This window comes from Verrucosispora sp. WMMA2044 (genome assembly GCF_027497155.1).
GTDB lineage: Bacteria > Actinomycetota > Actinomycetes > Mycobacteriales > Micromonosporaceae > Micromonospora > Micromonospora palythoicola.
This window is the reverse complement of sequence record NZ_CP114913.1, coordinates 2,984,366-3,010,326: the sequence shown is the minus strand read 5'-3', so window position 1 is coordinate 3,010,326 and position 25,961 is coordinate 2,984,366. Positions and strand designations below refer to the sequence as shown.

22 protein-coding genes are annotated in these 25,961 nt (G+C 70.1%); 12 read left to right on the top strand and 10 right to left on the bottom strand.

The window, feature by feature from the left end; genetic code table 11:
* Window positions 1–123: 123 nt before the first annotated feature.
* On the top strand, window positions 124–1,374 hold the full coding sequence (locus tag O3597_RS13605) for a hypothetical protein (protein WP_164447338.1): 1,251 nt from the start codon (window positions 124–126) through the stop codon (window positions 1,372–1,374).
* A gap of 136 nt (window positions 1,375–1,510) precedes the next feature.
* Here the strand turns inward: O3597_RS13605 and O3597_RS13600 are convergent, their stop codons facing one another.
* Window positions 1,511–1,858, bottom strand: coding sequence for an Lsr2 family protein (locus tag O3597_RS13600; protein ID WP_164447337.1), 348 nt, complete (start codon window positions 1,856–1,858; stop codon window positions 1,511–1,513).
* Window positions 1,859–2,130: 272 nt separating this feature from the next.
* Between O3597_RS13600 and lon the strand changes: the two genes are divergently transcribed.
* On the top strand, window positions 2,131–4,473 hold the full coding sequence (gene lon / locus O3597_RS13595; protein ID WP_281604367.1) for an endopeptidase La: 2,343 nt from the start codon (window positions 2,131–2,133) through the stop codon (window positions 4,471–4,473).
* Between the two features lie 69 nt (window positions 4,474–4,542).
* Here lon and O3597_RS13590 read toward each other — a convergent pair whose 3' ends face one another.
* The 4 genes from O3597_RS13590 to O3597_RS13575 form a co-directional block, all read right to left on the bottom strand.
* A complete protein-coding gene (locus tag O3597_RS13590; RefSeq protein WP_164447335.1) occupies window positions 4,543–5,625 on the bottom strand; it encodes a tartrate dehydrogenase in 1,083 nt (360 codons plus the stop codon).
* A 117-nt stretch (window positions 5,626–5,742) separates the two neighbouring features.
* Window positions 5,743–7,143, bottom strand: coding sequence for a hypothetical protein (locus O3597_RS13585; RefSeq protein WP_281604366.1), 1,401 nt, complete (start codon window positions 7,141–7,143; stop codon window positions 5,743–5,745).
* A 210-nt stretch (window positions 7,144–7,353) separates the two neighbouring features.
* Entirely contained in the window at window positions 7,354–8,460 is a 1,107-nt protein-coding gene (locus O3597_RS13580) for a glycerate kinase (RefSeq protein WP_208020873.1), read from the bottom strand.
* A gap of 233 nt (window positions 8,461–8,693) precedes the next feature.
* On the bottom strand, window positions 8,694–9,599 hold the full coding sequence (locus O3597_RS13575; protein ID WP_164447332.1) for a LysR family transcriptional regulator: 906 nt from the start codon (window positions 9,597–9,599) through the stop codon (window positions 8,694–8,696).
* A 777-nt stretch (window positions 9,600–10,376) separates the two neighbouring features.
* On the opposite strand from O3597_RS13575, the gene O3597_RS13570 reads away from it, so the two are divergent.
* The 3 genes from O3597_RS13570 to O3597_RS13560 are packed head-to-tail and all read left to right on the top strand — an operon-like array spanning window position 10,377 to window position 13,134.
* Window positions 10,377–11,147 (top strand): ABC transporter ATP-binding protein, encoded by a 771-nt coding sequence (locus tag O3597_RS13570; RefSeq protein WP_208020872.1) that lies wholly within the window; start codon window positions 10,377–10,379, stop codon window positions 11,145–11,147.
* Window positions 11,125–12,009, top strand: a complete 885-nt coding sequence (locus O3597_RS13565; protein ID WP_164447330.1) for an ABC transporter permease — start codon at window positions 11,125–11,127, stop codon at window positions 12,007–12,009. The genes O3597_RS13570 and O3597_RS13565 overlap by 23 nt, the downstream gene beginning before the upstream one ends.
* Window positions 12,010–12,036: 27 nt before the next feature.
* On the top strand, window positions 12,037–13,134 hold the full coding sequence (locus tag O3597_RS13560; RefSeq protein ID WP_164447329.1) for an ABC transporter substrate-binding protein: 1,098 nt from the start codon (window positions 12,037–12,039) through the stop codon (window positions 13,132–13,134).
* Between the two features lie 107 nt (window positions 13,135–13,241).
* Here the strand turns inward: O3597_RS13560 and O3597_RS13555 are convergent, their stop codons facing one another.
* Complete coding sequence (locus tag O3597_RS13555; RefSeq protein WP_164447328.1) at window positions 13,242–14,942, bottom strand: DEAD/DEAH box helicase; 1,701 nt, start codon at window positions 14,940–14,942, stop codon at window positions 13,242–13,244.
* A 100-nt stretch (window positions 14,943–15,042) separates the two neighbouring features.
* Window positions 15,043–15,780: a hypothetical protein gene (locus O3597_RS13550; protein WP_281604365.1), complete on the bottom strand. Its 738-nt coding sequence runs from the start codon at window positions 15,778–15,780 to the stop codon at window positions 15,043–15,045.
* 15 nt (window positions 15,781–15,795) lie between these two features.
* Here O3597_RS13550 and O3597_RS13545 point away from each other — a divergent pair, with 15 nt between their 5' ends.
* Genes O3597_RS13545 through O3597_RS13535 form a run of 3 tightly spaced genes read left to right on the top strand, consistent with a single transcriptional unit; the run spans window position 15,796 to window position 18,466 of the window.
* Window positions 15,796–17,232: a histidine kinase gene (locus O3597_RS13545; RefSeq protein ID WP_281604364.1), complete on the top strand. Its 1,437-nt coding sequence runs from the start codon at window positions 15,796–15,798 to the stop codon at window positions 17,230–17,232.
* Entirely contained in the window at window positions 17,229–17,834 is a 606-nt protein-coding gene (locus O3597_RS13540) for a response regulator transcription factor (protein WP_164447327.1), read from the top strand. The genes O3597_RS13545 and O3597_RS13540 overlap by 4 nt, the downstream gene beginning before the upstream one ends.
* A 56-nt stretch (window positions 17,835–17,890) precedes the next feature.
* Window positions 17,891–18,466: a TetR family transcriptional regulator gene (locus O3597_RS13535; protein WP_281604363.1), complete on the top strand. Its 576-nt coding sequence runs from the start codon at window positions 17,891–17,893 to the stop codon at window positions 18,464–18,466.
* A gap of 49 nt (window positions 18,467–18,515) precedes the next feature.
* Here O3597_RS13535 and O3597_RS13530 read toward each other — a convergent pair whose 3' ends face one another.
* Entirely contained in the window at window positions 18,516–19,370 is an 855-nt protein-coding gene (locus O3597_RS13530) for an alpha/beta hydrolase (RefSeq protein WP_164447325.1), read from the bottom strand.
* 228 nt (window positions 19,371–19,598) lie between these two features.
* On the opposite strand from O3597_RS13530, the gene O3597_RS13525 reads away from it, so the two are divergent.
* The 3 genes from O3597_RS13525 (at window position 19,599) to O3597_RS13515 (ending at window position 23,055) form a co-directional block, all read left to right on the top strand.
* Window positions 19,599–20,555: a DUF5715 family protein gene (locus tag O3597_RS13525; protein WP_281604362.1), complete on the top strand. Its 957-nt coding sequence runs from the start codon at window positions 19,599–19,601 to the stop codon at window positions 20,553–20,555.
* A 2-nt stretch (window positions 20,556–20,557) separates the two neighbouring features.
* Entirely contained in the window at window positions 20,558–22,168 is a 1,611-nt protein-coding gene (locus O3597_RS13520) for an asparagine synthase-related protein (protein ID WP_164447323.1), read from the top strand.
* Window positions 22,169–22,236: 68 nt separating this feature from the next.
* The gene (locus O3597_RS13515; RefSeq protein WP_164447322.1) at window positions 22,237–23,055 is read left to right on the top strand and encodes a MerR family transcriptional regulator; all 819 of its coding nucleotides are present in this window, start codon (window positions 22,237–22,239) and stop codon (window positions 23,053–23,055) included.
* A 193-nt stretch (window positions 23,056–23,248) separates the two neighbouring features.
* On the opposite strand, the gene O3597_RS13510 is transcribed toward O3597_RS13515, so the two are convergent.
* On the bottom strand, window positions 23,249–23,470 hold the full coding sequence (locus tag O3597_RS13510; RefSeq protein ID WP_164447321.1) for a DUF2188 domain-containing protein: 222 nt from the start codon (window positions 23,468–23,470) through the stop codon (window positions 23,249–23,251).
* A gap of 149 nt (window positions 23,471–23,619) precedes the next feature.
* Window positions 23,620–25,077 carry a hypothetical protein gene (locus tag O3597_RS13505; RefSeq protein ID WP_281604361.1) on the bottom strand — a complete coding sequence of 486 codons (1,458 nt, stop codon included), beginning with the start codon at window positions 25,075–25,077 and terminating at the stop codon, window positions 23,620–23,622.
* A 139-nt stretch (window positions 25,078–25,216) separates the two neighbouring features.
* Here O3597_RS13505 and O3597_RS13500 point away from each other — a divergent pair, with 139 nt between their 5' ends.
* Window positions 25,217–25,921, top strand: a complete 705-nt coding sequence (locus tag O3597_RS13500; protein WP_281604360.1) for a DUF305 domain-containing protein — start codon at window positions 25,217–25,219, stop codon at window positions 25,919–25,921.
* Window positions 25,922–25,961: the final 40 nt, after the last annotated feature.

Here is a 25,961-nt window from a genome sequence, read left to right as displayed (position 1 = left end):
GCATCGTCGTTCGTCGACGTGCCACCGGCACGTTCAGGCGGTCACCGTCGAGCGTGCCACCAAGATTCCGTTCGGTCCGTCGAGTCACGAATCAGGAACCGGATCGAGAAGGAGAGCAATTCGATGCGCAGGTCAACCCGGTCGCGCCGACCAACCGGTAACGCGCGGACCAAGCGACTTCTGGCCGTTGGCGCCACGCTCGCTGTCTTCGGCGGCGTCGTCGCCGTGACCCAGATCTCGTCGGCCGGTGACCGACGGTCAAACCAGCAGCAGCGACCGGTGGCGGCCGAATGTGTGGCACCCAGTCCCGGCGCCACCGCGCCGGCCGCTCGCGGCGCCACCACGACTCGCACGTGGCAGAACGGCCGCTGGGTGGTCAACCACTGGGGCGACGGGCAGCAGACCGTCGAGGAGTGCCAGGAGACCCGCGACGGCACCGACGGCGCGACCACCGGTGCCCTCGCGGTGGCCTGTCCGGACGTGGTCAGCCGACTGCCGCAGGTGCCCGACCGGGCCCGCGCCGAGGTCGACCGCAACCTGAACGCGTTGCAGACCCAGATCACCGAGGCCGACGAGCGACTCGCCCGGGAGGGCGACAGGGGTGAGGGGTTCGTCCGTAACGCCATCCTCAACCCGCTGGCCAGCAAGCGTCGGGCGACCCTCGGCCGGATCACGATCGCCATCGACCGCTTCGGCCCCCGGCCGCGCGGCCTCGGCAACCTCGCCACCTGCCAGGTGCAGCCGGTCGACAACAACAACGGCGGCAACAACGGTGGTGACAACGGCGGCGGTAACAACGGCGGCAACGACGGCGGCGGTAACAACAACGGCCTGGATGTGCTGGCGAACAACTGTGACAACAGTCAGCTTCAGGCGCACGACGGATTCCAGAACGGCAACCGCTGCATCAGCACCGCCTTCGGCGAGGTCGGCGCCGCGGCCAACAACCCGTCGCTGCTGATCACCGACTTCCCGCAGCAGATCGACCGCAACGAGGGCTTCTCGATCCAGGTCAGCACCCGCAACCTCGTCCGGGACCGGTTCCTGCCGGCCGGGCAGGGCGGCTACTACCTGGAGAGCTCGCTGCTCAACGGGCAGGGCCTGACCCGTGGCCACTTCCACACCGCCTGCCGGATGCTGAACAACACCGACGAGGCGCCCGCGCCCGAGCCGGTGCCGGCCTTCTTCGTCGCCACCGAGGACGGTGGCGGCGGTGCCGAGCCGGACCAGGTGACCATCCAGATCCCGGGCCTGCCGGACTCCGGTATCGCGCAGTGCGCGGTCTGGGCCGGTGACGGTTCGCACCGTATCCCGATGTCGGAGCGGGCCAACCAGACCCCCGCCTTCGACGCGGTGCGTATCCAGGTCAACTGACAGCGAACACGCGGCGGGGCCGCCCGGAATTCCGGGCGGCCCCGTCACATGTCGGAAAGCCGAGCAACCCTGTGGTAACCCGGCCCCGGCCGCGTCATACCCGACCCAAACCGTTCCAGAGCGGCATTCTCGCTGCTCAGCGGTTCTTGTACGCCTCGGTCACCTCGACCGGGATGCGACCCCGCTCGGAAATCTTGTAGCCGTTCTGGATCGCCCATTCGCGGACGGCGCGGTTCTGCTCGCGGTTCATTCCCGGGGTGCCTGAACCGATGGTACGACGTGGGTTACGGCCCGTGTCGGCAGCGCCACGGCCGAGCCGCCGGCCGGCATTGATAAACGGATCCAGCGCTTTGCGCAGGACACCCGCGTTCTCGTCGGAAACGTCGATGGTGTACGCCACGCCATCCAGGCTGAACTCGACCGTGCGGTCGGCCTTTCCGCCGTCGAGGTCGTCGGTCAGCACCGTGATTACTTGTTTGGCCATCGTCGATTACTCCCTGTGTCTGGCGGGGTGTGCTCAAAGTTTGACTGATCATCCGCCAATTGCGCAACAAAAGCGCTTCCGGCGGCGGTTCGCGTTTTGCGCGGCATCGGAATCCCCGATTTCGGATCTGCTCCGCGTGGGCACGGGCCGACGCGCCGGTCGACTCCGTCGCGTCGGCCGGCGGGCCGTGTGCCGGGTCACACCGAGGAACAACCTGGGCCAGCCGCGACTTGAGCCATACACGCTCAACCCAACGCGATAGCAGGTGTTCGATGGCAACTCTTCCGGTACTTCCACTGACCGACGCCGTGCTGCTGCCCGGCATGGTCATCCCGGTGACCCTCGACCCGACCACCCAGGCTGCGGTCGACGCTGCCCGGGCCACCGGCGACCGCACGCTGCTCGCCGTACCCCGCCTGGACGGCGAGTACGGCTCCGTCGGCGCGATCGCCACGATCGAGAAGGTGGGGCGGCTGCCCAGCGGCGAACCCGCCGCGGTCATCCGTGGCCTGTCCCGTGCCCGCATCGGCTCGGGTGTGCCCGGCCCCGGCGCCGCGCTGTGGGTCGAGGCGACCGAGATCGACGAACCCGCACCCGCTGGTCGGGCCCGCGAACTGGCCCGCGAATACCGCGCGTTGATGACCTCCGTGCTCCAGCAGCGGGGCGCGTGGCAGGTCATCGACGCGATGGAACGGATGACCGACCTCTCCGAACTGGCCGACGCGGCCGGCTACGCCCCCTGGCTGAGCCCGGGGCAGAAGACCGAACTGCTGGCCGCGCCGGACGTCACGGCCCGGCTGGAACTGCTCGTCGGCTGGGTCAAGGACCACCTGGCCGAGCAGGAGGTGACTGAGCAGATCAACTCCGACGTCCGCGAGGGGTTGGAGAAGTCGCAGCGGGAGTTCCTGCTGCGGCAGCAGCTCGCCGCGATCCGCAAGGAACTCGGCGAGGACGCCCCGGACGGATCGGCCGACTACCGGGCCCGCGTCGAGGCCGCCGACCTGCCCGAGAAGGTACGCGAGGCGGCGCTGCGCGAGGTCGGCAAGCTGGAGCGGGCCAGTGACGCCTCCCCGGAGGCGGGTTGGATCCGTACCTGGCTCGACACGGTGCTGGAGATGCCGTGGAGCACGCGTACCGAGGACAACACCGACCTGGCCGCGGCGCGGGCCGTGCTCGACGCCGACCACGCCGGCCTGGCCGACGTCAAGGACCGCATCCTGGAGTACCTGGCGGTGCGCAACCGGCGCGCCGAGCGTGACCTCGGGGTGGTCGGCGGTCGCGGCTCCGGTGCCGTGCTGGCCCTCGCGGGCCCGCCCGGCGTCGGCAAGACCAGCCTCGGCGAGTCGGTCGCCCGGGCACTCGGCCGGACGTTCGTCCGGGTCTCCCTCGGCGGCATCCGGGACGAAGCGGAGATCCGGGGACACCGCCGCACCTACGTGGGCGCGCTGCCCGGCCGGATCGTGCGGGCGCTGCGCGAGGCGGGCTCGATGAACCCGGTGGTGCTGCTCGACGAGGTGGACAAGGTCTCCGTGGGGTACGCCGGCGACCCGGCCGCGGCCCTGCTGGAGGTGCTCGACCCGGCGCAGAACCACACCTTCCGGGACCACTACCTGGAGGTCGATCTCGACCTGTCCGATGTGCTGTTCCTGGCCACCGCCAACGTGGTGGAAGCCATCCCCGGGCCGCTGCTGGACCGGATGGAGCTCGTCACCCTGGACGGGTACACCGAGGACGAGAAGGTGGCCATCGCCCGGGATCACCTGCTGCCCCGGCAGCGGGAGCGGGCCGGGCTGACCGCCGACGAGGTCGACGTGGACCCCTCGGCGCTGGGTCGTATCGCGGGGGAGTACACCCGGGAGGCCGGCGTACGGCAGCTGGAGCGTACCCTGGCGAAGATCATGCGGAAGGTGGCCGTGACCCTGGCCGACGACCCGACGCCCGCCCGCGTCGGCGCCGACGACCTGGTCCGCTACCTCGGCCGGCCGAAGCACACGCCGGAATCGGCGGAACGCACCGCGACACCTGGCGTGGCCACCGGCCTGGCGGTCACCGGTGCCGGGGGAGACGTCTTGTTCATCGAGGCGACCAGCATGGATGGCGAGCCGGGGCTGACCCTCACCGGCCAGCTCGGCGACGTGATGAAGGAGTCGGCGCACATCGCCCTGTCCTACCTGCGCGCCAACGGCCGTCGCCTCGGCCTGGACCCGAACGCCCTCGCCGGGCGGCGGATCCACCTGCACGTCCCGGCGGGCGCGGTGCCCAAGGACGGTCCCAGCGCCGGCATCACGATGGTCACCGCCCTGGCGTCGCTGGCCAGCGGCCGACCGGTACGTCCCGAGTTCGGGATGACCGGCGAGGTGACTCTCTCCGGGCGGGTGCTGCCCATCGGCGGCGTGAAGCAGAAGCTCCTCGCCGCGCACCGGGCCGGACTGACCGAGGTGATCATCCCGGCCCGCAACGAACCGGACCTGGACGACCTGCCGACCGAGGTTCGCGAGGCGCTGACCGTGCACACCCTGGCCGATGTCGCCGACGTCCTCGCGCTGGCGCTGCGCCCGGTGGACATCGACGCGGTGTCGCTCGGCGGCGATGGTCAGCGTCTGACCGCAGCCTGAGACACACCCGTGGGGGCCTGGGCAGGTCGGTCCAGGCCCCCACGGGGATTGTGCGGCGGAGTACGGCGATCAGTCCGGCAGATTCTTGATGATGGCCTCGGTGACGGCCTTGGTGCTGGCGTTGCCGCCAATATCCCGCGTCAGTAGACCCTGCGCGGTCGTTGCCTCGATGGCGGCGTTTATCTTCTTTGCCTCGTCGGGCAGGCCGAGATGGGTCAGCATCATGGCGGCGCTGCCGATGGCGCCGATGGGGTTGCAGATTCCCATTCCAGCGATGTCGGGTGCGGACCCGTGCACCGGCTCGAACATGCTCGGATACCGACGTTCGGGATTGAGGTTGGCGCTCGGGGCGAGGCCGAGGCTGCCCGCCAAGGCGCTGCCGAGATCAGAGAGGATATCCGCATTCAGGTTGGATGCGACGACCACCGAGAGGTCCTCGGGGTGCAGGACGAACTTTGCCGCCATAGCATCCACCAGAACACTCTCGGTCTCGACGTCCGGATAATCGGCGGCAACCCTCCGGAATGTGTCGTCCCAGAGGACCATGCCGTACTGCTGTGCGTTGCTCTTGGTGACGCTGGCCACTTTCTTGCGGGTCCTGGTCCGGGCAAGATCGAACGCGAACCGCATGATCCGTTCGCACCCGACCTCGGTGAACAGGGCAGACTGGACGGCAACCTCTCCGCCCGCACCGCGGGCGGAGAGGTTGCGTCCGCCAAGGCCGGCGTATTCGCCCTCGGTGTTCTCGCGTACGACGACCCAATCGAGTTCGACGGTGTCGGCCTTGCGCAGCGGGCTGGTGATGCCCGGCAGAAAGTTCACCGGCCGCACATTCGCCCAATGATCGAAGCCTTGGCAGATGCGCAGGCGGAGACCCCACAGGCTGATGTGGTCAGCCACGGTGGGCCACCCTACGGCGCCGAAATAGATGGCGTCGAAGTTGCGCAACTTTTCCAGACCGTCATCGGGCATCATGACTCCGTGCTCGGCATAGTAGTCCGAGCCCCACGGGAACTCCTCCCAGTGGAATCCGAAACGGCCACCGGAGCGCGCTTCCAGCGCGTCGAGGACGTCCCGTCCAGCGGCGACTACCTCGCGACCGACACCGTCGGCGGGAATGGCGGCGATACGGAAACGGTGCTGATTGCTCATGGCAACTCCGGCCTCGTGGCAGTTGGTAGGCACAAATCAGTGAACCCGGATGTTCCATAGGCGTCCAACACCGCTATCCGATCGGTTGCATTGGCGCAGCCTATGAATCCCGCCGCACTACACCTCGCAGCTGTGGGTGTGCTCGCCGGCCTTCATGCGCTGCTTACCCACGAACGCCTTGACCGCGCGGGGCCGGCCCAGCTTGATCCGGTCCAGGGCCTTGATCCTGTCCTTTTTGCTCTTATCGCGCCACGTGTCGTCGTCGGTGTCGAAGGCGAGCGGCTGCAGATAGTCGACCGGGTCGATGACCCACCGCACGTGCGGCCGGTCGGCGTCCGGCACCTCCATGAGGTCCATCTGTTCCAGGTAGCCGGCGTACACGGCCAGGGAGCAGCCTTCCCGCGTCCGGGTGCCCGAGGTCAGATGGTTCGGCACGAAGATGCGTGGGTGCAGGACCGACTGGTAGTGGATGAGGTCGCGCAGGCCGTTGTTGGTGTAGTTCGCCGTCGACGCGGTCGCCAGGTGCAGGTCGGTCTGGGGAAGCGACGCGAGGCGGCCACGGATGCGCTCGCCGTCCTCGGGAGTGCCGGACCAGCCGTTGCCGATGCCCTCCTTCAGGGCACCCGCGGTGTTCTGCCACCCGAAGCTGAAGTTGCTGCCGTGCCGCAGGGTGATGTGGAAGTAGATGCTCACGGTGCCGCCGGAGCCTCCGCCGGTACGCAGGTTCATCTGCCCGGGCTGCGGGCTGGAACCCGGAGTGAGGGATGTGCCGGACGGGAAGAGCGCCGCGTCGCGCGGGTCGACGAGGATCTCGGTACGCGGTGGCGGGTACTGCGGGTCCTGCGGCACCGCGACCGAGTGCAGGTGCCGGAAGGCCACCACCTGGGCGTAGGGTTCGAGCACGTCGAGCCGGATCATCTCGGTGCCGGGAACGGAGTCGGCGCTGGTGACCGGCACGGTCCGGAGGACGGCGTCGGCGGGGATCCGGGTCTTCTGATCAGCGTTGACCAGCGGGTCAGCCTTCAGCCGGGCGAAGTCGGCGGCCAGCACGGCACAGGTCTCCTCCGAGGCGTAGATCGTCGCCCCGGTCATCGCCGCGATGTACGCCGCGTTGTCGGCGTGGTCGCCATGCCCATGACCGAGCAGGATGGCGTCCGGGCGGGCATCGATGAGGTCGGCGATCACCAGCGGCGTCCGGCCCCGTTCCACCTCCAGCCGGCTGATGAACGTGTCGAGGTAGACGAGCCGTCCGCCGACCGCCACGGCGAACGACGAGTTGGACAGCCAGGATGTGATGACGCGTTCCTGGGGAAAGGCGCCGGTCCGAGGATCGACGTTCTCCGGGCCGAACAGCCGCAACCGGGCGGCGATGCCGGCATCCGAGAGGCGTCTGCCGCCCTTCAGCGGTGCCCAACTGGTACCGAGGTGGGAGGCGAAACCCGGGGCGGCGGCGACTGTCGAACCGATGGCGACGCCGGACACCGCGGTGGCCGAGGCGAGGAACAACCTTCGTTTCATTGCTTCTCCTCATTGCCTGGTGCAGGCACGGAGTAGGGACGGGGAAGGTGAGGGTGCTCGCGGGTGGGGCTGAGATCGACTCACTCAACCAATGTGATCGCCGCCACGTCCAAGACCGGTGTCCTCTGGACGCGATAGCGCGCTCCTATGAGTCGTCGCGTCGCGCCTGATCAGCCGCGACGCTCGCAGCTACAGCACCGCCCGCCGACGTCACCCGGTGAGATGGTCCCGAGCGATCCGTCGTCCGATCTCGGTGAGCAGCTCGGCGGCGTTCGACTGGCATCGGTGGACGTCCGGTTCGACGCTGGTGAGCAGGTAGACACCGGCGAAGCCGGCGGCGGCGAGTTCGGCGGCGTCGAGCGTCGACTGACCGGCCACCGCGACGACCGGCACACCCGCGGAGCGTGCCGCGGCGGCCACCCCGACGGGAGCCTTGCCGGCGAGGCTCTGCCGGTCGAGCTGACCCTCGCCGGTGATCACGAGCCGTGCGGTGGCCAGGGCCGGGGCGAAGTCGGTCAACTCCAGGAGAAGCTCGATACCCGAGCGGACGCTCGCGCCGAGGGCCAGGGCGGCGAATCCGACCCCACCGGCGGCGCCGGCCGAGGGCGACGAGGCCAGTCGCGTACCGGTGCTCTGCTCCACCACGGTCGCCCACCGGGTCAGGGCGTGTTCGAGGTGGTGGACCTGCGCGGGGTCGGCACCCTTCTGCGGACCGTACGTCGCGGCTGCGCCCCGGGCACCGAGCAACGGGTTGTCCACGTCGGCGGCCACCGTCACGGAGACGCCCTGGAGCAGTTCGCGGGCCGGGTCCAGGTCGACGGAGGAGACGTCGGCGAGCCAGCGACCACCGCGCCGGACCTCCCGCTGATCGCCGTCGAGCAGCCGGGCGCCCAGTGCCTGGAGCAGGCCGGCGCCGCCGTCGGTGCTGGCGCTGCCCCCCAGACCGATGACGAGTTCCCGGCAGCCGTTGCGCACCGCTGCGGCGACGACCTGCCCGAGCCCGTACGACGAGGCGTCCAACGGCGCGGGAACGTTGTCGGGTAGCCGGCTGAGCCCGCATGTGTTGGCGAGTTCGACCACCGCGGTCGTGTCACGGGCCGCGTAGCTTGTCTGCACGGTGCAGCCGGTTGGCCCGTCGACCGTGACCGGGATCCGCTCGAAGCCGGCGGCAGTCAGGACCGCGAGTGTGCCATCCCCACCGTCGGCCATCGGCCGGCATCCGACGTCGAGTTCCGGACGTACGTCCTGCAGCCCGGCTCGTAGAGCCTGCGCGACCCCTGTCGCGTCCAGGGAGCCCTTGAACTTGTCCGGTGCCACAAGACATGTTGTCCTGCTGGTGGGCACGGTGCCTCCCGGGGTTGCTGCTGCACGATGGGCTGCCGGATCGGTAGCCCCATCAACCTTGGGTTGGCCCCGGTACGGCGTCCAACACGCTGGGTCTACCACTCCCATAGGTGGGGCCTATCGGACTGGCTCCGGCGAGATGGACCGGAGTCGGGTCGATTTGGTACGCGACCGACGAGGCCCGGCCCGGGTGCCGATCCGGTCTGTCAGGCGACCGGCCGATCACGTCTCTCGGCGCGGTACGCCTGGGCGACGTCGATGAACGCTCGGGCGGCGGGCGTCAGCTGGGTGCGGCGACTGACCATGACGACCCGGAGATGCGCCGTGGGGCGAATTGGCAGCACGTCAGCGCCAGCCCTGATGGCCAGATCTTTCCAGGCGGCGGGCAGGATCGCGTCGGCCACCCCGGCAAGGACGAGTGGCAGGATCGACGTACGGTGGGCGACCTCGGCGACCAGCCGGGCCTGGCTGCCCTGGGCCAGGATGTGATCGACGAGCTGCCGCATGAGGGAACCGGGCTGCGAAGCGATGAGCCGGTGACCGTCGAGATCGTCGGCGGTGACATGGTCACGCCCGTGAAAGGGGCCACCGGGAGCGGTGAAGAGCATCAGCGGCTGGTCCTCCAGGGCCACGATGTCGAGCTCCGCGACCCGGACGAGGTCAGGCGCACCGAGCAGGCCGATCTCGACGGCCCCGGTCCGCACGGCGTCGATGACCTCGTCGGGTACGAAGGCGGCGTTGACACTGACGGTGACGTCTGGATGGGCGGCGGCGAATCGTTGCATGATCGGTGCCAGCGGCTGGATGCCTGCGGAGGGCATCGAGGTGATCTCGACCCGGCCTCGGGCGACTCCCTTGATGGCGTCGATGGTCGCCTGGGCCGTGGCCAGGTCCCGGATGACCTGTCGGGCCGGGCCGATCAGTTGCTTGCCGGCGTCGCTGAGTACCACGCCGCGGCCGACCCGGTGGAACAGGGCAACGCCCAGCTCGCGTTCGAGGCCGGCGATGGCCTGCGACAGTGACGGTTGCGCGATGTAGAGCCGTTCGGCGGCCTTGCCGAAGCCCTCGGCATCGACGACGGCGAGAAAGTAGCGCAGCTGGCGGGCGTCCATCGCCGGTCAGTGCCGGGCACCGCTACGACGCCGCAGTGGTCGGTGGCGGCCGTCGTCGGATACAGCCATGGTGAACCTGCGGTGTGTCATGCGCGCACACCTTTCGCCGAAGTTCATGATCAGATCTTCCTGACCTGCCGACATGCAACCAGGCTGACGCCGATAGGTCCAGTGCCGGTTCGCGAGGGATCACATAGGTGACGCCTACTGGCGAGGATTCCTCGGCCGGACGGCTCTGCATCACCGACGTACGGACGAGTGAGCGCCCTCGGGTGGGCGTCAGCCCCGCAACGATAGGCACGACCTATCGGTTGGATCGATGCAGCGTCTTGGACGTCACTATGACCGCCGAGTTAACTGTTGTGCTGCAGGACACAGTCAGCTTGGAGACAGCAGATGCCGCGATCCCCGCCACCCCCACTGGACCTGTCGAAATGCAGGGCGACGTGCGAGCGTCAGGTGCCCTGAAGGTTGGATCGCCATGACCGGCTCGCTCCCGTGCCCGTCCGGTCGGTGACTCCGACGCAGCACGGCGTCGTCCGCGGAACCTGCGGCTAGGACGCAAGCGGCGCGAGACCTGTCCAGGTCGGCCCCGACTGGCGTGTCAGCGCGCCGACGAACGGACCCGACCGTTCCAACACCACGGCCACCAACCGGAGCCAGTCGCCTAGCCGACGAGTCCAAGGGAGTCCCTGCATGGTTCAACCGTCCCCGCCGCGTACCGAGCCGGAACGGAGCGTGCCGCACCCCGGCGAGCGACCGGACACGCTGCTCCGCGTGTCTCACGCGTCGATCGGCTATCGGGTCAACGGCGCCTTCACCCGAGCCGTGGCAGACGTGAGTTTCGACGTCGCCGCCGGCGAAACGATCATGTTGATCGGCCCGTCCGGATGCGGAAAGTCGACCCTCCTCAAGACCATCGCGGGATTCCTGGACCTCGCCGACGGCACGATCACCGTCGCCGGGCGACGCACACTCGCTCCCGGGCCGGACCGCGCGGTCGTGTTTCAGGAGTTCGACCAGCTGTTTCCCTGGCGTGACGTACTGGACAACGTGGCGTACCCGTTGCGCCGCAACGGCCGCACAAAGGCCGAAGCGGAGCAACAGGCTCGTCGCTATCTGGAGATGATGGGGCTGAGCCGTGCTCTCGACCGCCACCCGCACCAGCTCTCGGGTGGCATGAAGCAGCGGGTGGCGATCGCGCGTGCGTTCGCGCTGGAGCCCGTCATGCTGCTGATGGACGAGCCGTTCGGCGCCCTGGACGCCCTCACCCGCGCCCGCCTCCAGGCCGAACTCAACGCCATCGCGAAGCGTACCGGGGTGACCATCCTGTTCGTCACCCACAGTATCGAAGAGGCCATCGTCCTCGGCGATCGCGTGGTCGTGCTGACCGACCCGCCCTCGGTCGTCCGCGAGGTTGTGACGATCACCGAGGAGGCGAAGGTGGTCGGTTCAGAGCAGTACCGAAGCGTGCGGACACACTTGGGCAGCCTGCTGCACCGGGATGGTAAGGAGGCAGACGAGGATGTCGCTGAGTTCACCGACTGAACAACAGACGATCGCGCCGGCCGGGGGGACTCCGGCGCCGCCGACGACCACCACCGACGCCGCGCCGCGGCGGGTGCGGGACTGGCGGTGGGGATCGATGCCGGTATGGCTGCGACGGGTGCTCGTTGTCGTCCTGCTGCTGACCGGTTGGCAGCTCTACGTCACGGTGTCGGGCGTCAACCCCCTGCTGTTCTCCTCGCCCGCGGACGTGGGCAAGGCCCTGGTCGCCGGATTCCAGAACGGCGAGCTGCTCCGATCGACCGGCACCACGATGCGGGTCCTGCTGCTCGGCATGCTCTTCGGCAGTCTGATCGCGGTCGTGCTGACCACTCTCGCAGTGTGGACGCGTTTCGGGGAGGACGTGCTCGTCGTCTTCTCCTCGATGCTGAATCCATTGCCATCGATCGCTGTGCTGCCGCTGGCTATCCTGTGGTTCGGGCTGAGTGAAACGGCGCTGGTCTTCGTGGTCGCCAACGCGGTCATCTGGCCGATTGCCATCAATGTCAATACCGGTTTTCGGACGGCGAACCGCACGATTCTGGCGGTGGGGCGCAACATCGGCCTCAAGCGCTGGCGCATGATTTCCGAGGTGCTCTTTCCCGCCGCTCTCCCGCACACCATCTCGGGGGTGAAGACCGCCTGGGCGTTCGGCTGGCGCACCATCGTCGCCTCCGAACTCGTGTTCGGCGTTGCTGGCGGTGGGGGCGGCCTCGGCTACTTCATCAACAACAGCCGTTACTACCTCGACATCCCCGACGTTTTCGCCGGCCTGGTGACGATCGCTGTCATCGGTCTCCTGATTGACATGGTGTTCATTCTCATCGAGCGGCGTACCGTCGTGCGATGGGGCATGAAGACGTAGCCGGCTCGCCGACCCGTCGGCCTTCCGGTGACCACCACCGCAGGTGGAACGCAACTGTCCACCGCACACCCCCGTCCACTACCAGCAAGACAAGGTGGGGTTCACTTCATGACTTCAACCAAGCCTCGAACCGCTCGGCGATCCCGTTTCACCGCCGTCGCCGCACTTGCCGCGCTCCTGCTGACCTCGACCGCGTGCGGTTCGGACGAAGCCACCGAGCAGGCCAGTGACGGTATGCCGGCCAAGGTCACCATCGCGTACCAGCCGGGCCTGTCATACGCTCCGCTCATCCTGCTCAAGCAGAGCGGCACCCTGGAGAAGGAATTCCCCAACACAACGTTCGAGTGGACGGAGTTGTCGTCCAGCGCCGCAGTGCAGGACGGCATGATCTCCGGCGACATCCAGGTCGGCGCGGGTAGCGCGGCGCAGATGATTCTGGCCTGGGACAAGGGCGTCGACTGGCGGTACCTCGCCTCACTCAACGACGCGGAGCTGTGGCTGATGGCCAAGGACGAGCGTCTCAAGTCTCTCAGTGACTTCACCGGCTCCGACAAGATCGCAATGCCCTCGTTGACGTCTATCCAGGCGCTGGTCCTCCGCAAGGGAGCCCAGGCGCAGCTCGGTGACGCCAAGGCGCTCGACACCAACATCGTGCCGATGTCTCACCCGGACGGCTTGCAGAATCTGGTCAGTGGCCAGATCGCCGGGCACCTGACCTCACCGCCGTTCCAGTTCGACGAGCAGGATCAGGGCATGCGCGTCGTCCTGAAGAGCAGTGACCTCTTCGGGCCGATCATGTTCAACGGCGTGTTCATGATGAACGAGTACTACGAGCAGAACACCGAGTTCTCGACGAAGTTCTATTCGATCCTGGAGAAGCAGATCGGCGCGCTCGCGGACAACCCGGCCGCGGCGGCGAACGACCTCTCGACGAACTCCGGCGGAAAGACCTCGCCGGAGAGCTTCGAGAAGTACCTCACCAATCCGGCGATCACCTACACGACCGAACCGCACGGTCTCCAGGACATCGCCGGTTTCATGAAGGAGATCGGAATGATCTCGAAGACCCCGGGCAGCTGGAAGGACCTCACCTTCCCCACCGTCCACGAGAGTGCTGGCAGCTGACAGCACGACCCGTATATCCCGCGCGGTGACCTCGCCGTCGGCGGTCGCTTCCGGCGACCGCCGACGGCTCGTCGTGCCCCAGTGACCGGCAACGGACGGCGCTGCGGTCAGCGGCGCTCGTCGCGGTCCCGGCGGACGGTGGCCTTGCGACCCTTGATGGTGCTTCCCCGCAGCCCGGCGATGACCTCGTCGGCGACAGTGACAGGCACCTCCACCAGGGAGAATCGATCGGCGATCTCGATCGAGCCGATGTCCCGGCCCCGGACCCCGGTCTCCCCGGTGATCGCGCCCACCAGATCCTGCGGGCGCACCCCGGCCCGCCGGCCCACCCCGATGAAGACCTGGGTGGTGCCGGCGGTGCGGGGCCGCGCCGGTCGGCGCTCGCCCCGGCCCTCGTACCCCGCCGACCGGCCCTCCCGAGGCGGGCGGACCGCGACCTGCGGGATCTCCTCCTCGGCCTCGTCGGAACCGGGCAGCGTCGCCTCGTGGGCCAGCTTCACGGCGGCGAGCGCCACCTCCATCAGGTCGAACTCGTCGCTGAGCGTCTCGACGATCACCCGGAATGGGTCCAGGTCGTCCTCCAGCAGGCTTTCCCGCAGCGCGGCCTGGGTCAGCTCCAGCCGACGGGTCCGAAGATCGGCGACCGTGGGGATCTTGTCGATGGTGATCCGCTGCCCGGTGACCCGCTCGATGGTCTTGAGCATCCGGTGTTCCCGGGGCTCGGCCAGGGTGATCGCCACCCCCTCCCGGCCGGCTCGGCCCACCCGACCGATGCGGTGCACGTACGACTCAGGTGCCGACGGCACGTCGAAGTTGACCACGTGGCTGAGCTGCTCGACGTCGAGCCCACGGGCCGCCACGTCGGTGGCGACCAGCAGATCGGCGGTGCCGGCGCGCAGCCGCCCCATCACCCGGTCCCGCTGCTCCTGGCTCATGCCGCCGTGCAGCGCCTCCGCCCGGTAACCGCGACCGTTCATCGTCTCGGTGAGCCGGTCCACCTCCTCCCGGCTGCGACAGAACACGATCGCCGCGGTGGGCGACTCGACGTCCAGCACCCGCCCCAGCGCCGCTGGTTTGTGCGCCCGCGCCACCAGGTACGCGCTCTGCCGTACCCGGGGCGCCTCACCGGCCACCGGCTGCTCGCGGGCGATCAGGATGCGCACCGGATCGGTCAGGTGCGCTCGGGCCATCCCGTCGATACGCGCCGGCATGGTGGCCGAGAACAGCACCGTCTGCCGCTGCTCGGGGGTGTGTTCCAGGATCGCCTCGATGTCCTCGGCGAAGCCCATGTCGAGCATCTCGTCGGCCTCGTCCAGCACGACCGTGGCGAGATTGCCCAGCCGCAGCGTGCCCCGGGCGATGTGGTCCAGAGCGCGACCGGGAGTGGCCACCACGACGTCGATGCCGGCGTCCAGCGCCCGCAACTGTCGACCGATCGGCTGCCCACCGTAGATCGGTAACACCCGCGCACCGAGGTCCTTGCCGTAGCGGTGGAACGCCTCGGAGACCTGCACCGCGAGTTCCCGGGTCGGCACCAGCACCAGCGCGTGCGGGTCGTCCCCCGCCCGGTCGTCGGGCATCCGCTGCAACAGCGGCAGGGCGAACGCCGCCGTCTTGCCCGTTCCCGTCGCCGCCTGCCCGAGCAGATCCCGGCCGCTCAGCAGCGGTGGGATCGCCTCCCGTTGGATCGGCGTGGGCTCCTCGTACCCGAGCCCGGCGAGCGCGGCGAGCAGTTCGGGCCGGAGGCCGAGTTCCGTGAAGGCGGGCGGCTCGGCGGACGGGTCGGGCAGTACGGACGTGGAACTCATGGGTCAAGCCTTTCATCACGCCCACCGGTCCGCTGCGGCGACCACCCGAAGATGTGCGCGGGGCCGCCGACGGCGGCCCCGCGCACCCGCCCGGTCCCCGTCACCCGGTGAGCAGCGCGAGCATGATGGTGATGCCCAACACGGCGTCGATCACCGCACAGCACTCGGCGTAGGCTCGCGGCACCACCTGCCGGGCGCGGTGATGGAGCAGGTCCCAGCCGGCGTGGGCCAACCAACCGAGCGCCACGAGCCAGTGCCCCACCGTGCCGCCCGCCAGCACGGCGACCAGGGCCAGGGCGGACCAGCCCGCCAGGCCGGCGAGTTGGAGCCGGAGGTTGCCGGGCACCCCCCACTGGCGGCGGACCGTCCCGATGACCAGGTAGCCCACCGGCAGCACCAGCAGCGTGTACGCGCCCAGCAGGGTCGGCGAGGCCCAGTTGTCGGCGGTGAGCAGCAACGCCAGCCCCGCGGGCCAGCGGTGCGCCAGCACCCGTGCCAGCGGGTGCCCAGCGGCAGGTCGGCCGTTCGGGTGCCGGGCGTACTCGGTGGGTCGTCGTAGCATCGCCGCCGTCATCGCCGGCACCATCAACAGGTGTGCGCCGACCAGCAGGAGGTCCGCGTCGAGCAGTCCGGCCCGGTGACCGACCAGCAGGAGCAGCACCGGCGCGTACATGGCCAGCACCATCTCGCCGATCGCGGCGGGGGAGTGCCCTCGGTACACCATCCACGCGGCCATGCCGATGCTCATGTCGGTGGCCATGAGCAGCGCACCGGCCCCCGGGGACGCTGGGGCGAGCCCGAGCACCGTGCCGAGGGCGGCTCGCGCCGGACCGAGCACAGCATGCCGGCCACCATGGCCAGCACCATCTCCAGCAGGTGCCGGGCCAGCGGCCGCAACCGCGCGGCACGACCCGGCCCGGTCGGTCGCCGGGACGCCGTGGTCTCGAAGGAGTCGGATTCAGGGATCGTCGATGTCGCCGCGGTGCTGAGCTCTGCCATGTCACCGAGCCTGGTGGCGGCGGTGCGGGGCAACCATCCCCGAGATGTCACCGGTCGGCCGGGTGGAACGCCCGGCAGACCCGGGCGGACCGGCGGGTCCACCGCTGCGGCGCAGCGCTCTACCCTGGCGACCGTGGTGACCGAGGTGTTGCTTGCGGGCGGCGGGCGGACGCTGTCCCGCGCCCGGGCCGCGACCCTGGCGTCGCTCACCTCGGGTATGGCCGCCACCCTGCTCCTGCCGGCGGTCGGGCTGACCAGGGAACCGGACGCCTGGCGGGCGGCGGCGGGCACGGTGGGGCTGTCCGCGTTCGCGCTGGTGCTGGCGGTGGCGCTGTACGCGGCGGTCACCCCGGCGCCGCCCGTCCGGCTGCGCCGGTGGTTGCTGGCCGGGTACGCCGCGGTGGCGGTGCTCAGCGTGCCGCTCGTCGCGCCGGTCGCCGGTGCCGCGTGGCCCACCTGGGCGTGGCTGGGCGCGGCGGTCGTCGGCGGGCTCGCGTTGCTCGCACCGCTACGGTCGGTACTGCCGGCGGCGTTGGCCATCGTGGCGATGTCCGGGGCGGTGGCCGTGTTCACCGGCACGTCCGTCGGCCGCTCGGCGCTGCTCACCGGCTCTGTCGGCGTCGGCATCGCGCTGGTGAACGGCTTCCAGGTCTGGTTCTGGCGGCTGCTGGTGCAGGCCGAACAGGGACGGGCGGCGCAGACCCGGCTGGTCGCCGCGCAGGAGCGGTTGCGCTTCGCCGCCGACGTGCACGACCTGCTCGGACATCACCTGACCGTGATCGCCCTCAAGTCCGAGCTGGCCGCCCGGCTCGCGTCGGACGACCCGGTGCGCGCGGGCCGGGCGGCGGGCGAGGCGCAGCGGTTGGCCGCCACCGCCCTCAGCGAGCTGCGTCGTACGGTGCACGGCTACCGTCGGATCGACCTGACCGAGCAGCTCACCGCCGTGGCGGAGGTGCTGCGCTCGTCCGGGGTGCGGTGCACCGTCGTACCACCCGCCGGTGAGCTGCCGTCGGAGGTGGCGACCCAGCTCGCGGCGGTGCTTCGGGAGGCCGGCACCAATGTGCTCAGACACAGCCGGGCGGGCTGGTGCCGGATCGAGTTCACTCAGGAGGACCAGGTGACGCGGATGATCGTGACCAACGACGGTGCGCCCGACACGGCGACGTCGGACCGGCACAGCCACGGGCTCCGCGGGCTGGCCGAGCGACTGACCGGCACCGGTGGGCAGTTGCGTACCCGGTGCGCAGACGGTGTGTTCACCGTCGAGGCGACCGTACCGACCGTCGCATGATCCGGGTCCTGCTGGCCGACGACGAGGAGCTGATCCGCACCGCTCTCGCCGCGCTGCTCGATCTCGAAGAGGATCTGTCGGTTGTCGCCCAGGCGGCCGACGGAGAGGCGGCGGTGACCGCCGCTCTCGCCCATCGACCCGACGTGGCGGTGATCGACCTGACCATGCCCCGGCGGGACGGGTTCCAGGTCGCCACCGAGCTGGCCCGGGCGCTACCGGCGTGTGCGGTGGTCATCCTCACCGGCCAGGGCCGGCCGGCGCACCTGACCCGGGCGCTCGGCGCGGGCGCCCGGGGCTACCTGCCCAAGGGTGCGCCGGGTGGCGCGCTGGCAGACGTGATCCGTCGGGTGCATGCGGGCGGCCGGTACGTGGACCCGGCTCTCGCCGCCGACGCGCTCACCATTCCGCCCTGCCCGCTGACCCCGCGGGAACTGGAGACGCTGCGGCTCTCCGGCGACGACGCCCCGGTCGCCGCGATCGCCCGGCGGGCGCACCTGTCGCCCGGGACGGTGCGCAACTACCTGGCCCTGGCGGTGCAGAAGCTCGACGCGGGAAGCCGGGCGGAGGCGCTACGGATCGCGCGGGACAACGGCTGGTTGTGACCAGCCCGCCGGTGCTGGTCCGGAGCGGTGGATCGGCGCTGACCTAGCATCGGGTGGTGACAGTCACGGTGCCGGCCGGCGGTCCGCAGGAGGCTCTCCTGCGGCGGGTGATCGCGTACTTCGCGGCCAACGGCGTCGGCGACACGAGCCTGCGTACGCTCGCCGCGGAGATCGGCACCAGCCACCGGATGTTGATCTACCACTTCGGCTCCCGGGAGGGGCTGCTCACCGCGATGGTCGAGGCCGTCTGGCGGACCCAGCAGGAACTGCTCGAATCGCTGCTCCGCGAGGCGATGGACGATCCGTACGACGGTGCCTGGCGGTTCTGGGTCCGGCTCGCCGACGACCGGGCCTTCGCGCCGCTGTTCTTCGAGATGTCGGCGGCGGCGATGCAGGGGCACGGGTGGGCCGGTGCGCTGCGCACCTGGATCGCCGTCTGGACCGACCGGCTCGGTCGGTTCTTCGAGCGGGTGGGCCACCCGCCCGGGCGGGCACGGACGCAGGCGCGGATGGCGATGGCGATGACCCGGGGCGTGCTGTTCGAGTTGGCGCTCACCGGTGACCGGGCCACAGCCGACGCCACCATGGCGGCCTTCCTAAAGTCCACGCGTCCGACCAGCCGAGGCGGGTGACCTCTCGCCGCGGCCGGTGACCCGGTGACGCGTTCGGTCGCGGGCGGGCTCAGCGGCGCGGGCGGGGCAGCTCGGTGGTGACGAACCGGGCGAGTTCCGCCGCGAGCCGGCGAGGCTGGTCCTCGGGGATCAGCGTGTAACTGTCGTCGATCTCGACCAGCCGGCCCTGCCGAAACAGCGCCGCCAGCCGAGGCCCGTGCGACCGGGGCATGAGCCTGTCCTCGCGGGCCCAGACCACGAGGACCGGCCGGTCGAACGACGCCATCCGGCGCGTCAGGGCCCGCAGTTCCACCTTCGACGGGGTGGACAGCGCGAAGGTGCGCAGGTCCCGTCGGATCGCCCGGTCCTGCTGCGCGGGCCGGAACCAGGCGTCCATCACCTCGTCGGGAATCGGGTACTTGCTCATCCATCCCCAGGCACCGGGGGCGCGGCGGAACCAGCCGAACCGTTGCAGGTGCATCGACAGCCAGAGCGCACCGGGCAGTCGCGCGCTCATCGCCACCGCCTTGCCGGGTCTTCCCGGTGGGAAGTTGTCGAACGCCTCGCAGGCGACCAGCGCCAGAGCGGCGATCCGGTCGGTCGGACCGTCGGCCACGAGGAACTGCACGCCACCCCAGTCGTTGGCGACCAGGGTCACCTCGCGCAGGTCCAGCGCGTCGAGCAGTTCTCCCACGAGCGCGGCGACGCCGCGATGGGTGACCAGCTCCGGTCGGGCCATCGGTCGCCGGTGGCTGCCGAGCGGCAGCGTGGGACAGACGCAGCGCACGGTGGGACCGAGCTCGGCGACGACCCGACGCCACAGGCTCGCGTCCATGTTCACCCCGTGCAGCAGCACCAGCACCGGTCCGTCACCGCCGGTGTCGGTGTAGTCGATCGTCCCGGCGGTCAGGGTGATGGTCGGCATCGACCGGGCCTCCTGTCGATCGGCCGCACCGGCGCGGCACGGTCATGTACCGGATGGTACATGCCTGTGGTTGGTCGGGTCCGTTCTGTCCGACGCCGAGGCGGTGCCCGCCCGTCGGCGTGCTCTGCCACGCCTTAGGGGGATACGGGAGTATTGCTCGTACTCATCCGGATCGGTGACGTTACTTTCTGTTACGAGCGATCATCGCGGCGGCAGAGAGGACCGATCATGCGAGTGCCCAGCCGAAGCCCGGGACACCGGCCCGGTCCTGCCGTCACTCCGGCTCGCCGTCGCCCCCGGGGCGTCGTGCGCCCGCTCAGCGCGGCCCCGCCCGACCTGGCGGCCTACCGCGACGCCGTGGCCGAGCTGCTGGTCGAGGTGAGCGCGCTGGCCGGAGAGGGCAGCGCGAAAGCCCGTCAGGTGCTGATCGACCAGCGACTACGGGAGCCGGCCATCGTGCGGGTGCTCGACGCCACCTCCCAGGGCCTGATCGGAGCCCGCGAGACCCTGCTGCTGGAGATGGCCCGCTACCAGCCGAACGAGCGCAGCTCCGCCGCCGACCTGGCCACCCTCGTGCGGATCTACCTGCTGTCTCGGATCGACGTGATGTGGTGGCGCGACGCCGCCACGTTCCTCACCGACACGCAGGTGAACCACAGCACCGAGCTGGTGGACCTGGAATGGCTGCGGCGCCGGGGCCTGCTGCGCTTCCAGTACACCGAGCAGCCCCGCACGATCGTCGGCCGGGGCGTGCGAGCACTACGTCGCCGGGTGCTGCCCGACGCCACACCGCGTACCGCCGGGCTGTTGTTCCGCCGGGCCCGCCGCGAGGTGATCGCGCTGCTCAACGACATCGGGCGGGAGTTCGCCGCCGCCACCCCGGCGGGCGTCCCGCCGCTGTGGGTGACCAGCCTGGTCCGCAGCGCCGAACACCAGTACCGGTTGCGGCGCCTCGGGTACGCCGCGATGGTGCCCAGCGGCCACTGCCTGGGCTGGGCGGTGGACGTGGAGATGGACTGGTACCGCCGCTTCGGCGTGCGCGAGACCCTGGCCGGGCTGCTGCTGAACCGGCAGCGGGCCGGCGAGATCAACGTGGTCGACGAGGGGCAGGCGTGGCACATCTGCCTCGCGCCGTCGGCGGCGCTGCGGTTGCGCCGCGCGTACGAGGCCGAGATGGGGATCTGAGGATGTGCGGGATCATGCTCAGCATCGGCCCGGAGGCCGATCCGGCCATCTTCCGGCGGATGCTCGGCACGCTCGCGCCGCGGGGCGAGGTGACCGAGACCCGGCACGAGAGCGGACTGCTCGCCGGAACGCGGCGGCTGCGGGTGGTGGACCGGGAGCGCGCGGTGCAGCCCTGGGTCTCCGCCGACGAGCGTTGGCTGCTCTGTTACAACGGCGAGGTCTTCAACCACCACGAGCTGCGGACCGAGCTGACCGCTCTCGGCCACCGGTTCCGCAGTGCCAGCGACACCGAGGTGGTGCTCGCCGCGTTCGAACACTGGGGCGAGCGGATGGTGACCCGGTTGCGCGGCGAGTACGCCTTCGTCGTGGTGGAACGGGCCACCGGGCGCGCGTACCTGGTCCGGGATCCGCTCGGGGTCAAGCCGCTGTACTGGGCGCGGACACCGGGCTGCCTGCACCTCGCCAGTGAGATCAAGGCGCTGGTCCGGCTGGGCGCGCCGGTGGCCGAGGTGCCGCCGGGGCACCATGGCTGGGCCGACGTCGACGGTCGGGTTCAGCTACGACCGTACGTGGATCTGCTCGCCCTCGGTGCGGGCCGGCCGGTGGTGGCGGACCCGGACGAGGCCGCCCTGCTCGTCCGTGCCGCCCTCACCGACAGCCTCCGGGTGCGATTGGACACCGACCTCACGGTCGGTGTGGTGCTCTCCGGGGGCCTGGACAGCTCCCTGGCGCTGCTGCACGCGGCGCAACTGCACCCGGACTGCGTCGCGGTCACCGTCGGGGTGCCGGAGAGCCCGGACCTGGCGTACGCACGGCGGCTGGCGAAGGATCTCGGCGTCGCGCACGAGGTGGTGGAACTGCGCCCGCGCGACATCCGGCTGGCCGACGTGCGGGAGGCGATCCGGATCTCCGAGCTGACCGAGTACGGCGACATCATCAACGCGGTCGTCTCGGTGCCGATCTTCCGGCGGCTGCGGGAACTCGGCGTCAAGGTGGTGCTCACCGGCGACGGCTCGGACGAGCTGTTCGGTGGCTACCCCATGTACCACGAGGTCGGTCCGCAGGAGTCCCGGAGACTGTTCCTGCACAAGATCCGCAACCTGTGTCGGACCGAGTTGCAGCGGGTCGACCGGACCAGCATGGCCTTCGGTGTCGAGGCCCGGGTGCCCTTCCTCGACCTCGCGCTCGTCGAGTTGGCGATGCGGTTGCCGATCGAGTTGAAGATGCGTGACGGCCAGGAGAAGTGGATCGTCCGTCGGGCGTTCGCCGACGTGCTGCCCGACTACATCCGGCGTCGGCCGAAGAACCCCATGTCGTACTCCTCCGGGCTGCACGAGCGGGCCCGGCTGTACAAGCCGCTCTTCTCCCGGCTGCACCGCTCGTTCGGCTACCACCTGCTGGAGCCGGTCCGCCGCGACTTCGACAGCGTGCTGACGCGCTGCGGCAACGACCTGGACGCCGCGCTCGCCGCCGGCCGGGCGAGACCCGACTACACGGTGCTCGAACACGCCCGCGACCTGGTCGGCGCGGCGAAGTGGAACGCCACCCCGATCATGCGCCGGCTGGTGTCCCCACGCCGTAACCGTGGCGACGAGGCCCCACTGCCCGGCTGAGCCGTTGCCGGCGTCCGGTGGCCCAGGCTTGACTCTGACACGGTGTCAGCGCCGACCGTGGAGGTGCCATGTTGACCATCGGAGACTTCGCCACCCTGGGCCGCGTGTCGGTACGGATGCTGCGGCACTACGACAGCCTCGGGCTGCTACCGCCGGCCGCCGTCGATCCGCACAGCGGCTACCGCTACTACACCGCCGCCCAGTTGGGTCGGCTCAACCGGGTGATCGCGCTGAAGGACCTCGGGCTGACCCTGGCCCAGGTGCGGGCGATCCTCGACGAGACCGTCGACCTCGGTGAGCTGCGGGGCATGCTCCGGCTGCGCCGGGCCCAGTTGGCGGCCCAGTTGGCGGCGGACACGGCGCGGCTGTCGAGCGTCGAGGCGAGGCTCCACATGATCGAGACGGAGGGTCGGATGACCAACCAGGATGTCGTGCTCAAGCAGGTGCCGCCGATCCGGGTCGCGGAGCTGAGTGCCGTCGCCCGCAGCTACGAGCCCGCGGACATCGGTCCGGTACTGACGCCGCTCTACCCGGAGCTGTTCCGCCGGCTGGAGGAGGCCGGGGTGAACCCGGTCGGACCGTCGGTGGCCTGGTACGACCAGGCCGCCGACGGTGAGAGCGTCGTCGTACATGCCGGGGTGGGGATCGAAAGCGGAACGGCGACCGGTGGCGTCGCCGTGGTGGAGCTGCCGGCGATCACGGCGGCGACGACGATCCACCACGGCCCGATGGACACGGCCGACCGCAGCATGCAGGTGCTGGCCCGCTGGATCGAGGAGAACGACTGGCGGCCGGACGGCTACGCGCGCGAGTTCTACGTGGAGTACTGGCCGGAGGAGGCCGACAAGGGGGTCACCGAGCTGCAGCTACCGGTGCGTCGGGCCTGAACCGGGCGGCGACCGGCCGTCCGCCAGTCGCCCGCCGTCGATCGGGGGTGGGCCGGGTGCGGCGACGTCACCGTTGCCCGGCCCGAGGCGGTGACGGCGGGCACGGCCGGCGGTGACGGCGGAGCCACGACGGCGGCCTGCCGACCGCACCCGGAGTGGATGGTGTCGGCAGGCCGCCGCCGGTGTGGCCCGCTCAGCCGGCAGGCGGGTACGGGTCGTCCTGGTAGGTGTACTCGGTCTCGATCTTCCCGTCGGCGGTGTGCACGACGAGCTGGCTGGGCTCGTTGCCGTGCGCCGTCTCGCGCCCGACCTCGACCGCCCGCTGCTTCGTGTCGTACGTCCCGACGACGGTGCTGCCCTGCTCGACCTTCCAGCCGGTGCCGTCGGGCACCACGTGGTACTCGTTGCGCGTCATCTCCCACCCCTTCCCTGCGTGCCGGACGAGGTACCCGGGACGGGCGGGAGAAAACGTGACCGCTGTTGCGGCTGGTGGACGCGGTGCTGAACGGACCGGGCCCGGCCACCCCCGCGCGGGGGCGACCGGGCCCGGTCGGTGTGCCTGTCCTACCAGCTCAGGTAGCTGGGCTGGGTTTGCACGTTCAGCTCGCGGAAGTAGGCCAGCTTGGCCGTCCACGTCCGCCAGTCCTTGAGCTCGAGCACGTCGAGCCCCTTCTGGATGTCGGAGGAGTAGATGTGCCCGTTGTAGTAGTAGGCCGACCAGGAGCCGCCGATGATGAGCTGGCTGTCCGACAGCGGGCCGCGCTCCCAGTAGCCGATCTCCTTGGGCTTGCGGGAGTTGGTGAAGTCCCACACCGAGACGCCGCCCTGGTACCAGGCCTGGACCATGATGTCCTTGCCGAGCACCGGGATGAGCGAGCCGTTGTGGGCCACGCAGTTCTCGGTGTCGCCGTTGGTCCGCGGGATCTTGTAGTAGCTGCGGAACTCCAGCTCGCGCGCGTCACCCCGACCGGTGATGTCGTAGATGGCGTTGGCGCCGCGCTCCGGGCCCACGGCCTCGTTGCAGGTGGCGCCGCCGCCACCGCCCAGTTCGTCGGTGAAGACGACCTTGGTGCCGCGGTTGTTGAAGGTGGCCGAGTGCCAGAACGCGAAGTTGGTGGTGTCCCGCACGGTGTGCAGTACCCGGGGCGCCTCCCGCTTGCTGATGTCCAGCAGCACCCCGTCACCCATGCAGGCACCGGCGGCGAGGTCCTTGGACGGGTAGGCGGTGATGTCGTGGCAGCCGGAGGTCGCCGAGCCGCCGGTGCGACCCTCGTAGCCGCCGTCGGGGAAGAGGTTCGGCGTGGCGACCACGGCCGCGTCGGTCGGCTTCTTCAGCGGCACCTTGACGATGCTGATCGAGTCGTGCGGCGGCTGGCAGTCCGGGAAGGCGCCATTCGGGCTGTACGAGGAGACGTACAGGTAGACCGACTTCCGGTCCTTCGCCGGTACCAGCGTGTGGGTGTGCGAGCCGCAGGCCGTCTCGACCGCCTTGATGTACCGCGGGCTGGCCTTGTGACTGATGTCGAAGATCTTGATGCCCTCCCACGATTCCTTGATCGTGGCGGACTGGGAGGTGCTGCTGCACGAGTCGTCGTTGCGGGACGAGTCCGTCGACAGGAAGAGCAGGTCACCGTAGACGGAGACGTCGTTCTGCGCGCCCGGGCAGAGCACCTGCGAGACGATCGTCGGTCTGCTCGGCTTGGACACGTCGTAGATGACGAAGCCGTCGTAGTTGCCGACGAAGGCGTACCTGCCCTGGAAGGCGATGTCGGTGCCGAGCGCCGCGGTGGTGTTGAACGGCGCCTGCTTCGGCAGATTGGCGATCAGTTTGAGGTTGGGGCTGCTGGCAATCTCGTCGACACCGAGCGGTGCCTGGACGGCAGCGGCGGACTCGCTGGCCGCCGACGAGACCGTCTGTGCGTTGCCGGGCGAGGCAACGGCGATGCTGGCGAGGAGGAGCCCGGTGGCGGCCACACTGACGATGCGCAGTTGCCGCCCCCGTGGCAGGGTCGATCCGACCATCGGCGATGCCCTTCGAGAGGGTAGTGACGTTGGCCGTACCCTACTCGTAGATGAGATTCATCGATGTGATTCAGCTCACATTTCACGTCCAATGTGAATGGTTACGATCGCAGCGACCTCGACCCAGAGGAGGTGCGGCATGACCGCCCGACGCGGACGACTACTCGCCGCCGTCACATCGGTTGCCGTGGCGCTGGCCGCCGGAGCCTTCGCGTTGCGGGGTGTCTCCGCATCGGACGATCCGGCCCCGGCAGCCGCCACCGCGCCCTCCGCCGCCAGCCCCGCGCCGGCCCCGGCGGACGCCTCCGTGCCACCTGTCATCGTGCCGGGTCGTCCGGGTGAGGAAGCCGTCGAACGCCCCGCCGACGAGGTCCGCGACGACGCGCCGCCGCGCTACAACGGGCTGGACACCTGGTTCGTCCGGATGATGATCCCGCACCACGAGCAGGCGCTGGAGATGGCCGCGCTGGCCACCGACCGGTCCACCGAGCCGCAGGTGCGTGCCCTCGCCGACCGGATCCGGGCCAGCCAGGGGCCGGAGATCGGCGTGCTGCGGGCCTGGCTGACCGCGCGGGGCCTCTCCGCCGGTGTCGACGGGCACGACCACGCCACGATGCGCGGCATGCAGTCGGCCGAGGCGATGCGCCGGCTCGCGGCCGCCCGGGGCGCCGAGTTCGACCGTCTCTTCGTGCGGATGATGACCGACCACCACGAGGGCGCCGTGGTGATGGCGACCGACGTGCTGAAGGTGGGGGTCGACCTGACCGTGGAGCAGTTCGCCACCTCCGTGGCCAGCGAGCAGTCCGTCGAGATCGCCCGGATGCGCGACCTGCTGCCGTCCTGACCCGATCCCACTCCGGGAGGCCGGGAGCACCTTTCGCGTC

Excerpts from the sequence above, each read along its gene's own strand:
- O3597_RS13515 (WP_164447322.1), top strand. The coding sequence starts at position 22,237 with ATGTTGACCATCGGAGACTTCGCCACCCTGGGCCGCGTGTCGGTACGG.
- O3597_RS13600 (WP_164447337.1), bottom strand. The coding sequence starts at position 1,858 with ATGGCCAAACAAGTAATCACGGTGCTGACCGACGACCTCGACGGCGGA.
- O3597_RS13575 (WP_164447332.1), bottom strand. The coding sequence starts at position 9,599 with ATGGACGCCCGCCAGCTGCGCTACTTTCTCGCCGTCGTCGATGCCGAG.
- O3597_RS13585 (WP_281604366.1), bottom strand. The coding sequence starts at position 7,143 with ATGAAACGAAGGTTGTTCCTCGCCTCGGCCACCGCGGTGTCCGGCGTC.
- O3597_RS13505 (WP_281604361.1), bottom strand. The coding sequence starts at position 25,077 with ATGGTCGGATCGACCCTGCCACGGGGGCGGCAACTGCGCATCGTCAGT.
- O3597_RS13540 (WP_164447327.1), top strand. The coding sequence starts at position 17,229 with ATGATCCGGGTCCTGCTGGCCGACGACGAGGAGCTGATCCGCACCGCT.
- O3597_RS13520 (WP_164447323.1), top strand. The coding sequence starts at position 20,558 with ATGTGCGGGATCATGCTCAGCATCGGCCCGGAGGCCGATCCGGCCATC.
- O3597_RS13525 (WP_281604362.1), top strand. The coding sequence starts at position 19,599 with ATGCGAGTGCCCAGCCGAAGCCCGGGACACCGGCCCGGTCCTGCCGTC.
- O3597_RS13500 (WP_281604360.1), top strand. The coding sequence starts at position 25,217 with ATGACCGCCCGACGCGGACGACTACTCGCCGCCGTCACATCGGTTGCC.
- O3597_RS13530 (WP_164447325.1), bottom strand. The coding sequence starts at position 19,370 with ATGCCGACCATCACCCTGACCGCCGGGACGATCGACTACACCGACACC.
- O3597_RS13545 (WP_281604364.1), top strand. The coding sequence starts at position 15,796 with ATGGCCAGCACCATCTCCAGCAGGTGCCGGGCCAGCGGCCGCAACCGC.
- O3597_RS13555 (WP_164447328.1), bottom strand. The coding sequence starts at position 14,942 with ATGAGTTCCACGTCCGTACTGCCCGACCCGTCCGCCGAGCCGCCCGCC.
- O3597_RS13510 (WP_164447321.1), bottom strand. The coding sequence starts at position 23,470 with ATGACGCGCAACGAGTACCACGTGGTGCCCGACGGCACCGGCTGGAAG.
- O3597_RS13565 (WP_164447330.1), top strand. The coding sequence starts at position 11,125 with ATGTCGCTGAGTTCACCGACTGAACAACAGACGATCGCGCCGGCCGGG.
- O3597_RS13590 (WP_164447335.1), bottom strand. The coding sequence starts at position 5,625 with ATGAGCAATCAGCACCGTTTCCGTATCGCCGCCATTCCCGCCGACGGT.
- O3597_RS13605 (WP_164447338.1), top strand. The coding sequence starts at position 124 with ATGCGCAGGTCAACCCGGTCGCGCCGACCAACCGGTAACGCGCGGACC.
- lon (WP_281604367.1), top strand. The coding sequence starts at position 2,131 with ATGGCAACTCTTCCGGTACTTCCACTGACCGACGCCGTGCTGCTGCCC.